Genomic DNA, 10,441 nt, shown 5'->3' with positions numbered 1-10,441 from the left:
CTGCGGGCGCGGTCGGCGGATTCGGTGGAGTGGGTGGGGCTGCGGTTGTCGCTGGTGGACTGCGAGTTCAAGGTGCTGAGCCCCTCCTACCTCGTCTCCTATCTGTCCCGCCTCGCCACCCGGCTGACCCACGCGTCGACGCCCTGACCCGGGTGCTCGCGGCCTTGTACGGCGGCCCCGGCGCCCCGGCCCCGTACAAGGAAAAGCCCGTAGAAGGAAAAGCCCGTACAAGGAAAAGAAGGAAGAGAAGGACCCCGAGACCGGGGGGAGGGCCTCGGGGTCCGCTTGGGGGGCGCCGGGTCAGGCCGCCGCGTCGAAGCCCGTGTCCCTCGCCATGCGCTTCAGCTCCAGCAGCGCGTGCTTCTCGATCTGGCGGATCCGCTCCCGCGTCAGGCCGTGCTCCTTCCCGACCTCCGTCAGCGTCCGCTCCCGCCCGTCCATGATTCCGTACCGCATCCGGATGATGGACGCCGTCCGCTGGTCGAGCTTGCCGATCAGATCCTCAAGCCCCTCGCTGCGCAGCAGCGTCAGCACCGACTGCTCGGGCGACACCGCGGAGGTGTCCTCCAGCAGATCGCCGAACTGGGTCTCACCGGCGTCGTCCACCGCCATGTTCAGGCTGACCGGGTCGCGCGCCCAGTCGAGGACATCGGTGACCCGCTCGGGTGTCGAACCCAGCTCCTCCGCGACCTCCGTCGGCTCGGGGTCCCGGCCCTTCTCGCGGTTGAACTCCCGCTGCACCCGGCGGATACGGCCCAGCTCCTCCACGAGGTGGACAGGAAGCCGGATGGTGCGGGACTGGTCGGCTATGGAGCGGGTGATCGCCTGACGGATCCACCAGGTGGCATACGTCGAGAACTTGAAGCCCTTCGCGTAGTCGAACTTCTCGACCGCGCGGACCAGGCCCGCATTCCCCTCCTGGATCAGGTCGAGCAGAGGCAGACCACTGCGCGGATAGCGCCGGGCGACCGCCACGACCAGCCGGAGGTTGGACCGGATGAAGACATCCTTCGCCCGCTCGCCCTCGGCCACCAGGGCCTCAAGCTCCTCGCGCGTGGCTCCGCCGGCTTCGCTCTCCACCTCTTTCTCAAGGATCTGCCGGGCATACACTCCCGCTTCGATGGTCTGTGACAGCTCGACCTCCTTCGCGGCGTCGAGCAGCGGCGTACGCGCGATCTCGTCGAGGTACATGCCGACCAGGTCGCGGTCGGCGATCTCCCCGCCCACTGCGCGAACGCTGCTTGCCCGGTCGGCTGTCCCCTTGGTTTCGGACTGGCGACGGGCGACGGCACGGGTTGCCATGCGAGCTCCCTTGCTGAGTAGGTCGCGACACCCTCCCGGGTGCCCTGCATCCGATGGAATCAACGACTGGAATCCGGACAGAATTCCCCAGCCGTACTTCAATTTTCCCGATCTTGCAGTACCCTGTCCGGCCACCATGGGGAGGGCAGATGCCCGTAGAACGTACAGAGGTCCAGGTCAGGCCCGGCACAGAAGCCGATCTCAAGGCTCTGACAGCGCTCTACAACCACTACATCCGCGAGACGCCCATCACATTCGACACCATCGCCTTCACCCCTGAGGAACGCGTCCCCTGGTTGCGTTCCCACCCTGAAGACGGCCCCCACCGCCTTCTGGTTGCTCGGGATGTCCGAAATGCCGATGCCCCGGCCGAGATGCCGCGCACCGCACGGCCCAGGACGCCGCGCACCACCCGGCCCGAGACGCCCCGCACCGCACGCCCCGAGGCACCCCGCACCGCACGGCCCAGGACGCCCGTGTCCACCGATGTGCGAGGAGGCGCTCCGGACCGGCTTCCCACGGCTTCCCCCGCCGAACCCCCCTGGGCCGGACTCCTCGGTTATGCGACCAGCGGCCCCCTCCGCCCGAAGGCCGCCTACTCCACCTCCGTCGAGGTCAGCGTCTACTGCGCCCCCGAGGCCGCCGGCCGCGGTATCGGCACGCTCCTCTACACGTCGCTCTTCGACGCTCTGGCGGAGGAGGACGTCCACCGCGCCTACGCGGGCATCACCCAGCCCAACGAGGCGTCGGTCCGGCTGCACACCCGCTTCGGCTTCCGCCCGATCGGGACGTACGGCGAAGTGGGCCGTAAGTTCGGCCGCTACTGGGACATCACCTGGTACGAGAAGTCACTCGGCCCGGGGGCGTAAGGCCGGGGGCGTAGGGCCGGGCCCGTAAACCGGGCCGAGAGGTGCGGGGCCTCGGCCCGGGTTCCGGAGCCCCCGACCATGGGCAGGGTCCTCACCCGTAGCCCCGTAGCCCCGTAGCCGAAGGGTCAGCCGAACTGCACCGAGCGCTTCGCCAGCCCCATCCAGAAGCCGTCGATCACACTCCGCCCGTCCTTCAGCTCCCCCTCCGACGCCCCCAGGGTGACGAAGAGGGGGGCGAAGTGCTCGGTCCGGGGGTGGGCCAGCCGCCCGGCGGGGGACTTGTTCTCGAAGTCGAGCAGCGCGTCCACATCGGCCGCCGCCAGCGCCCGCCGGCCCCAGTCGTCGAACTCCGCCGACCAGCCGGGCGTCCCGCCCTGCCGCAGCGCCGCCAGATTGTGGGTGAAGAAGCCGCTGCCGACGATCAGTACGCCCTCGTCGCGCAGCGGAGCCAGCTTGCGCCCGATCTCCATCAGCCGGCGCGGGTCGAGGGTCGGCATGGAGATCTGGAGTACGGGAATGTCCGCCCCCGGGTACATCTCGACCAGCGGGACGTACGCGCCGTGGTCGAGACCCCGGTCCGGGATGTCCTGTACGGGGGTCCCGGCGCCGCGCAGCAGTTTCCGTACGGAATCGGCGAGCCGGGGCGCTCCCGGGGCCGCGTACCGCACGGCGTAGTAGTGCTCGGGGAACCCCCAGAAGTCGTACACGAGCGGCACCGTCCCGGTCGCGCCGATCGCCAGCGGGGCCTCCTCCCAGTGGGCGGAGACCATCAGGATCGCCTTGGGGCGCGGCAGACCGGCGGCCCAGGCGGCGAGTTCGCCGGGCCAGACGGGGTCGTCGGCGAGCGGCGGAGCGCCGTGCGAGAGGTAGAGGGCGGGCATCCGCTCCGGCGCCGGGGTGGTGGGGGTGGTGGTGGTCATCAGAGGGACTCCGATCTGCCTGAGCCGTCGGCCTCGGCTCCCGATATGGGCCGTCGACCCGAGCTGTCGGCTTCGGCGGTCCTTGAACCGTTGGCCTCAGCCGTACATCAGCCCGTTGTCCGAACGAGGATTTCACTTGAAACTTCAAGCTACAGCTCACACTAGACCTACATAGTTAAACTTTCAAGAACTGGTCTTAGAGTGGAGATATGAACACGGCTTCCACCGGCGGAGGCCGGCGCGACCCGCGCTGGCTCACCGAAGACGAACAGCACGTCTGGCGTGCCTATATCCACGCGACCATGCTCCTCGACGACCATCTCGACCGCCAGCTCCAGCGTGACGCCGGGTTGCCGCATATCTACTACGCCCTGCTGGTTCAGCTCTCCCAGGCGCCGCGCCGCCGCAGGCGGATGACCGAACTGGCCATCGCCCTGAAGATCACCCGCTCCCGGCTCTCCCACGCCGTCGCCCGGCTGGAGAAGAACGGCTGGGTGCGCCGCGAGGACTGCCCGTCCGACAAGCGCGGACAGAACACGGTGCTGACGGACGAGGGGTACGAGGTGCTGAAGCGGGCCGCGCCCGGCCATGTCGAGGCGGTACGCCAGGCCATGTTCGACCGGCTCACCCCGGAGCAGGTCCAGCAGCTCGGCGAGATCATGCGCATCCTGGCGGAGGGGCTCCAGCCCCAGGACTCGGCCGCGGATCTGCCCTGGCTGCGCTGAGCCACACGTACCGCCTGGGCTGCGCGTACGCCAGGGCTGCGCGTACCCGCCTGGGCTGCACGTATGTACCGCCTGGAGTGCACGTACGTACCGCCAGGGCGGCACCCCAGGAAGCATTCCGGACACGCACTCCGGGCAGGCACTCGGACACGCACTCCGGACAGGCATACGAAAGGCCCCGCCCGGAACGAATCCGGGCAGGGCCCCACGTACTGCTTCCCTTGGGTGGTCCCCCGTGACCGGTGGTCCCCCGTAGCCGCGTCGGCGCACGACGACGGGACGTCCGTGCGCTACGACGCGAGGTCAGTGGGCTACGACGGGAATGCGCACCTCGTCCTCGGTGTCGTCCCCCGACGCCGCGGGCGAGCCCATGTCCGGCCGCCCGGCGGTGATCATCGTGGCCGCGATGGCCGCCGCCAGCACCAGGATGCCGACCGCCCACCAGATCGCGGACGAGAAGCCGTGCACCATGGCCTCCATCTGGAGCAGCTTCGGGTCGGTCGCTCCCGCCGCGTTCGAGGCGATGTACGAGGTGGTCGCCGAGGCGGCGATCGTGTTCAGCAGCGCCGTACCGATCGCGCCGCCGACCTGCTGCGAGGTGTTGACCATCGCGGAGGCGACACCGGAGTCGACCGGGTTCACCCCGTGCGTCGCCAGGGACATCGCCGGCATGAAGGACGAGCCGATGCCCAGGCCCAGCAGCAGCTGCGCGGGCATGATCAGACCCCAGTACGAGCTGCCGATCTCCAGTTGCGTCAGCAGCAGCATGCCGACCGCCGCGACCAGGAAGCCGGGGCCCATCAGCATCCGGGGCGGGACGCGGGTCATCAGCCGGGTCCCGATCTGGGTCGAGCCGATGATCATGCCCACGACCATGGGCATAAAGGCGAAGCCGGTCATGACCGGTGAGTAGTCCTCCACGATCTGGAGGTAGAAGGTCAGGAAGAGGAACAGCCCGAACATCGTGATGACCGCGAGCCCCAGCGAGAGATAGACCCCCGCGCGGTTGCGTTCGGTGAGCACGCGCAGCGGCAGCAGCGGAGCCTTGACCTTCGACTCCACGATGACGAACGCGGCCAGCAGAACGGCGGAGATGACGAACATGCCCACCGTCAGACCGTCCGACCAGCCGGAGTGCTCGGCGCGCGTGAAGCCGTAGACCAGCGCCACCAGACCGAGTGTGGACAGGACCACGCCGGGGATGTCGAGCGAGGAGCGGTTGCGCGCGCTCTGCGGCTCATGGATCACGAAGTACGCGCCGACGGCGGCGACGACGGCGAACGGGATGTTGACGTAGAACGTCCAGCGCCAGTTCAGGTACTCGGTGAGTACGCCGCCCAGCAGCAGGCCGACCGCGGCGCCGCCACCGGCGATCGCGCCGTAGATGCCGAACGCCTTGGCGCGCTCCTTGGCATCGGTGAACATCACCGCGAGCAGCGAGAGCGCGGCGGGCGCGAGCAGTGCGCCGAAGGCACCCTGCAGGGCACGGGAGCCCAGCATCATCGCCTCGTTGGTCGCGGCGCCACCGAGCGCGGAGGCGGCGGCGAAGCCGGCCAGTCCGACCACGAAGGTGCGCTTACGGCCCCAGAGGTCGGCGATCCGGCCGCCGAAGAGCAGCAGTCCACCGAAGGCGAGGGCGTAGGCCGTGATGACCCACTGCCGGTTTCCGTCGGAGATGCCCAGGTCCTGCTGCGCCGTGGGCAGCGCGATGTTCACGATCGTCGAGTCGAGCACCACCATCAGCTGCGCCAGGGCGATGAAGACCAGCGCTTTCCAGCGGTTCGGATCGGGTGGGGCTATGTCGAGTGTTTTTGGCATGGGTCGAGCCACCTAAGGGATGTGGAACGGTCAAAACGGTCACGTACGGGTTGTCGTCGCCCTACGGCTGTGACGCGCTGCTGAGCTGCGACGTACTACTGCTGGGTTGTGAGGTACTGCCGGGCTGTGAGGTGCCGCCGCTACTGCGTAGTGCGAAGTGCGGCTGACGTACGGCTGGCGTACGGCTGACGCGCTGCCGTAGCAGGTCGTCCCGCTGTGGCAGACGCCCCGGCTCCATCGGCGGGGCCCCCGGCACACATCCATGCGGTACGTCAGGGCTGCTCCGGGCTGGTTCATGGCTCCATGCTGCTCCGCAGGTCTTTCAGAGTCGCCGCCCTGCCCGGCAGCTCGGAGCGCGCGGGCGCTTCGAGGCCGTCCAGGAACAGCTGCAGATGACGGTGGACGAATCGGTCGATATGGAGGCAGCCGAGGCCCGGAAGGGGCCGGGCGAGCCGGGAGAGAGCGACCAGGAGATCCCCGACGGCGATGTCGGCACGCATCCGGCCGGCCGACTGCGCCCGCTCCATGAGGCCCTCCACAGCCGCTTCGAGCCGCAGCCGCGCGTCGTCCAGGCCGGGATGGTCGGTGTCGAAGCCGCCGGAGAGCATCGGGCAGAGGGCCCCGATCCGCTCGTCCGACGCCGCGTGGACGAAGCGGCGTACGGCGTCGAAGGGGTCGGATTCCCTGGCCGCCGCCTCCGCCGCCAGCTCGGTGCTGCGGGCGATGACGTAGAGGACGACCTCGTGGATCAGCACGGTGCGGTCGGCGAAGTGCCGGTAGAGCGTGGCATTGCCGACGCCCGCGCGGCGGGCGATCTCATCGAGCGGTACGGCGGGCCCGAACTCCACGAACATGTCCCGCGCGGCCGTCACGATCCGCTCGCGGTTGCGCAGGGCGTCCGCACGCGGCCGTGGGACGTGGCCCACCTCACCCCGGGGCATCTCACCCCGGCGTGTCTGGGCGTCACGGCAGTCATGGGAGCCATGGGCACCGGCCGGTCGCGACTCACCCCGGCGCCTTCCGGCATCGCGCACCGCGACGCCGAACTCTTCGCGGCCGGACTCCCCGACCGGGCGCGCTTCGACTGCATACGCTTCGACCTGGTGCGCTTCGGCTCCGCCCGCTTCGACACCTTCGTACGGCTCGACACCTTCGCGCGCTTCGACGACTCCGTACGGCTCGACGACTTCACCTGCCTCGACGACTCCGTACAGCTCGACGACTTCACCTGCCTCGACGACTCCGTACGGCTCAACGGCTCCGTACACCTCGGCGACTCCGTACGGCTCAACGGCTCCGTACGGCTCGGCGACGTCGTGCGCTCCGGCCTGGTGCGCGGTGGTGTGACACGCATCGGCGCCCGCAACGGCGTCCGCACCCGCATCGGCACCCGCGTCGGCGACGGCGCTCATGGTTCCCCCCTCCCTCTCGTCTCTCCCGCACAAAACGGGGACTGGCTCCCCGCTTCAGCGGGCACAGGTGCAAACGGGGAAACGATCCCCGTTTATTTCCCGTACGCGCTGTGACCCGCATCACTCTCCGTGGTGGGCGGCTCCACGAACGGCCCACTCCGCGCGCGGCGCGACCCCACCCGCCACAGGCTGATCGCACAGAGCGCAGCCAGGGCCCGGCCGGCTGCCGCGGCCCCGAAGGCGGTTGCATGCAGCACAGACGCCACCGGATACGCAGGACGGGCGGCACCCGTCGCCTCGGCGGACTCGCCGCCCTCACGGCCCTCTCCTTCGCCGCCCTGACCACGGCCAGCGCCACCCTCCCCGCCCCCACCCGGGCCTCGGCGGGACCGGTCGCGACGGCCGGCGAGGCCGGGCTCGGACCGTGCCGTATCCCCGCCGCGCTGGGCATCCAGATGTCGGAGGGCCTGCCGACCCCGTCCGGCTTCTCCCCCTCGACCGGTGAGGTCCACGCCCTCAACCTCATGATCGACTTCCCGGACGCGGAGGGCGCGGGGCGGGCGCTGGACCGGCTCGGGGAGTTCTTCCCGCAGACGTCGGACTGGTTCAGGACCAGTTCGTACGGCCGCCTCAGCTATCAGCCGCACGCGCCCGTCACCGACTGGCTGCGGATGCCCCTGCCGTTCACGGAGTACGGGATAGAGCGCGGCTCCGCCTACGAACCCGGGTACCGCAAGCTCGTCCAGGACATCATCACGGTCGCCGACCCCGAGGTCGACTTCAGCGCGTACGACCTGGTCAACATACTGGTGACCCCCAACGCGGGGCCCTCCGCGCTGGACACCGTGCTCTCCGTGACCTTCTCCGGCAACCCCGACGCCCCGGTCGCGGACGGCGTCCCGCTCGCCAACGCGTCCTTCGTCTACAGCCGCCAGGACGACGGCTCGGGGTCGTACTCCGAAACCGGGTACCGCGTACTGCCCCATGAGAACGGCCATGTCTTCGGCCTGCCCGACCTCTACACCTCCGAGGGCGGCGGCACGGTCGGCCACTGGGACATCATGTCCGAGGACTGGGGAGCGAACAACGATCTCCTCGGCTGGCACAAATGGAAACTGGGCTGGCTGGACTCCGCCCAGATCAGCTGTGTGTCCACCCCCGGCACCGCCGAATACACCCTCACCCCGCTCGCCACCCGCGGCGGGGCGAAGATGGTGTTCGTACCGCTCACCGACGACTCGGGGTACGCCGTCGAGGTACGCACCCGGGCGGGCAACGACGAGGCCGTCTGCCGGCCCGGCGTACTGATCTACCGCGTCGAGGCCGGTATCGACACCGGCCAGGGCCCCGTGACGGTCTCGGACAGCGAGCGCGACAGCGGAGGCTGCACCCGGCGGCCCAATGTGCACGCGGAGCTGTCGGACGCCCCCTACCGGCCCGGCGAATCGTTCACCGACCGGAAGCACGGCGTCCGCATCTCGGTCGTCCACGAGGCCGACGGCGCCCACAAGGTCCGCGTCACCCGCTCCTGAACTCCCTGTCCCGCCGTAGAGCCCCATAGAGAAAACACCCCGTCCCCCGCGCGTATACATACGTGGCTCAGCACCCCCGCGCCCACGCCTGGCATATACGTGGTTCAACGCCCCCCGGCCCGCCCCGCGTGGCTCAGCCACCACCCCGCCCGACGACGGTGACCCACCCGTCCCGTACGGCGGCCAGATCACCGGTCCTGAACCAGCCGTCCCGGAACGCCTCGGCCGTCGACTCCTCGTCGCGCCAGTACCCGCGTACGAGGGACTGCCCGCGCAACCACAGCTCCCCGGTCCCGCCCTCGGGCAGCTCCTCCCCGCCCGGCCCGGTGATCCTCACCTCCACATCGGGCGCGGCCCGGTAGGTGTTCCCCGTGCCGACGAGGACGTATCCGCAGGTCTCCGCCGCCCCGTACCCCGTCCATGCCTCGACGGCCCCAGGCCCCGGCGCAGGCCCTCCTCGCGCCCCCGCTCCAGCCCTCGAACCATGCTCGGCCACCGCCACCGTCACCATCGCAGCGACCAGTGTCTCCGTGCCGCCACCGGCCCGCCGGGCGGCCTCCCGCAGGTCCCGTACGGTGTCCGGCGTCCCGGAGAAGTGGGTGACCCGGTGTTCGCCGACGAGGGCGAGAGCGTCCGCCGCGTCCCATTCCGGCATGAGTACGAGGGTGCCTCCGACGCCCATGACCCAGTACACCGCCGTGAACGCGCCCGGCTCCGGGAACGGCATCGCCATGAGCACCACGGGCGCGGGCCCCAGCCCGGGCAGCCGCCCACTCTCAAGGGCGGCCACCGTCGCATGAAACCGCGGCGCGACCGTCGCCCCGGCCTGCGCGAACTGCGTGGCCACCGCACCCCGGAGCCGCCCCCCGGCCCCCGCCGTATAGACGATCGTCGCCCCGTCCTCGGCCCGCACCTCGACGGCGGGCGGCGCACCATGGGGATCAGGCGCCCCGAAGTCCTCGTACCGGTCAACCCCGTCCTCCCACCCGCTCCCCCTGTGGAACACAACGGCCCGCGCCCCGGCCCTCCTCCGCCAGTCCTCAACCTCGGGCAACATCTCCTTGGGCAACACCTTCCCGTCGACCAGCAGCACCCCCGGCGCACAGTCGTCGAGCGCACACACCAGCTCCTCCGCACTCCACCGCACATCCAGCGGCACCGCCACCAGCCCGGCCAACTGCGCTGCCCAGAAAACGATCTGCCACTCCGGACAGTTCCCCATCACCAGCGCGGCCCGCTCTCCCGGCCGCAGCCCGTACTCCTCCACGAACCGCCGCGCGAGCGCCGCCGCGGCGGCGAAGAACTCCCGGTAGGTCCAGCTCCCGCCCGCACCGACCAGAAAAACCTGATCCCCGAAGCCCCACACCGCCTCCACGAACTCCTTGAGCGTCCGCGGCCCCTCCGCGTAACACAGCCCACCCCCCTCCCCCCGCACAACAGCAAACGGCGCACCGTCCCCCGTCAACCTCCCCTCAACCCCGCGCCCCCCATCTCCCCCACTACCCCGGCCCCCCGCGAAACCTCCTCGCCCCTCCGACACAGCCACACCCCTCTCTCCCCGGCCACTCACCGGAACCGAACCCACCCACAATCCGCCGGCGACGCTATGGGCATGCCCTACCGCCGTCAACGCACGTCCCGGCGCACCGGGGGTGTCACCGAGGCCGCTCACCCGCGCGCAAGCCCGTGATCAACTGTCTCGGACGATGAGGTACCACCCGCTACACTGTCGGGCATCGCCTTCGTAGCTCAGGGGATAGAGCACCGCTCTCCTAAAGCGGGTGTCGCAGGTTCGAATCCTGCCGGGGGCACAGCTGTGACCAGTACCGGAGCCCCGTACCAAGATCGGTACGGGGCTCCAAT

9 protein-coding genes and 1 tRNA gene are annotated in these 10,441 nt (G+C 70.1%); 5 read left to right on the top strand and 5 right to left on the bottom strand.

Going from position 1 to position 10,441, the window contains the following annotated elements; all coding sequences use genetic code 11:
* Nucleotides 1–300 precede the first annotated feature (300 nt).
* Complete coding sequence (locus tag ACWF94_RS22025; protein ID WP_453490923.1) at nt 301–1,302, bottom strand: sigma-70 family RNA polymerase sigma factor; 1,002 nt, start codon at nt 1,300–1,302, stop codon at nt 301–303.
* A 149-nt stretch (nt 1,303–1,451) separates the two neighbouring features.
* On the opposite strand from ACWF94_RS22025, the gene ACWF94_RS22020 reads away from it, so the two are divergent.
* Entirely contained in the window at nt 1,452–2,171 is a 720-nt protein-coding gene (locus tag ACWF94_RS22020; RefSeq protein WP_453490921.1) for an N-acetyltransferase family protein, read from the top strand.
* A 125-nt stretch (nt 2,172–2,296) separates the two neighbouring features.
* Here the strand turns inward: ACWF94_RS22020 and ACWF94_RS22015 are convergent, their stop codons facing one another.
* Nucleotides 2,297–3,091 (bottom strand): dioxygenase family protein, encoded by a 795-nt coding sequence (locus ACWF94_RS22015; RefSeq protein WP_453490918.1) that lies wholly within the window; start codon nt 3,089–3,091, stop codon nt 2,297–2,299.
* 209 nt (nt 3,092–3,300) lie between these two features.
* Here ACWF94_RS22015 and ACWF94_RS22010 point away from each other — a divergent pair, with 209 nt between their 5' ends.
* Nucleotides 3,301–3,816 carry a MarR family winged helix-turn-helix transcriptional regulator gene (locus ACWF94_RS22010; protein WP_453490915.1) on the top strand — a complete coding sequence of 172 codons (516 nt, stop codon included), beginning with the start codon at nt 3,301–3,303 and terminating at the stop codon, nt 3,814–3,816.
* Nucleotides 3,817–4,119: 303 nt separating this feature from the next.
* Here the strand turns inward: ACWF94_RS22010 and ACWF94_RS22005 are convergent, their stop codons facing one another.
* Complete coding sequence (locus ACWF94_RS22005; RefSeq protein WP_453490912.1) at nt 4,120–5,634, bottom strand: MFS transporter; 1,515 nt, start codon at nt 5,632–5,634, stop codon at nt 4,120–4,122.
* Between the two features lie 293 nt (nt 5,635–5,927).
* Nucleotides 5,928–6,575 carry a TetR/AcrR family transcriptional regulator gene (locus ACWF94_RS22000; protein WP_453490909.1) on the bottom strand — a complete coding sequence of 216 codons (648 nt, stop codon included), beginning with the start codon at nt 6,573–6,575 and terminating at the stop codon, nt 5,928–5,930.
* Here ACWF94_RS22000 and ACWF94_RS21995 point away from each other — a divergent pair.
* Nucleotides 6,552–7,160 (top strand): hypothetical protein, encoded by a 609-nt coding sequence (locus tag ACWF94_RS21995; protein ID WP_453490906.1) that lies wholly within the window; start codon nt 6,552–6,554, stop codon nt 7,158–7,160. The two genes, ACWF94_RS22000 and ACWF94_RS21995, sit on opposite strands and share 24 nt — an antisense overlap.
* A 134-nt stretch (nt 7,161–7,294) precedes the next feature.
* On the top strand, nt 7,295–8,578 hold the full coding sequence (locus tag ACWF94_RS21990; protein WP_453490903.1) for a M6 family metalloprotease domain-containing protein: 1,284 nt from the start codon (nt 7,295–7,297) through the stop codon (nt 8,576–8,578).
* Nucleotides 8,579–8,711: 133 nt separating this feature from the next.
* Here the strand turns inward: ACWF94_RS21990 and ACWF94_RS21985 are convergent, their stop codons facing one another.
* Entirely contained in the window at nt 8,712–9,953 is a 1,242-nt protein-coding gene (locus ACWF94_RS21985; protein ID WP_453490900.1) for a class I adenylate-forming enzyme family protein, read from the bottom strand.
* A 363-nt stretch (nt 9,954–10,316) separates the two neighbouring features.
* Here ACWF94_RS21985 and ACWF94_RS21980 point away from each other — a divergent pair.
* Nucleotides 10,317–10,389: transfer RNA gene (locus ACWF94_RS21980), tRNA-Arg, on the top strand.
* Nucleotides 10,390–10,441 lie beyond the last annotated feature (52 nt).

It is taken from the genome of Streptomyces sp. NPDC055078 (assembly GCF_053607985.1).
The sequence above is the reverse complement of the archived record's forward strand: the minus strand, read 5'-3'. Positions and strand labels throughout refer to the sequence as shown.

What these genes read in the sequence shown, in the direction of transcription:
- ACWF94_RS22025 (WP_453490923.1), bottom strand. Translation starts at nt 1,302, where the DNA reads ATGGCAACCCGTGCCGTCGCCCGTCGCCAGTCCGAAACCAAGGGGACA.
- ACWF94_RS22020 (WP_453490921.1), top strand. Translation starts at nt 1,452, where the DNA reads ATGCCCGTAGAACGTACAGAGGTCCAGGTCAGGCCCGGCACAGAAGCC.
- ACWF94_RS22015 (WP_453490918.1), bottom strand. Translation starts at nt 3,091, where the DNA reads ATGACCACCACCACCCCCACCACCCCGGCGCCGGAGCGGATGCCCGCC.
- ACWF94_RS22010 (WP_453490915.1), top strand. Translation starts at nt 3,301, where the DNA reads ATGAACACGGCTTCCACCGGCGGAGGCCGGCGCGACCCGCGCTGGCTC.
- ACWF94_RS22005 (WP_453490912.1), bottom strand. Translation starts at nt 5,634, where the DNA reads ATGCCAAAAACACTCGACATAGCCCCACCCGATCCGAACCGCTGGAAA.
- ACWF94_RS22000 (WP_453490909.1), bottom strand. Translation starts at nt 6,575, where the DNA reads ATGCCCCGGGGTGAGGTGGGCCACGTCCCACGGCCGCGTGCGGACGCC.
- ACWF94_RS21990 (WP_453490903.1), top strand. Translation starts at nt 7,295, where the DNA reads ATGCAGCACAGACGCCACCGGATACGCAGGACGGGCGGCACCCGTCGC.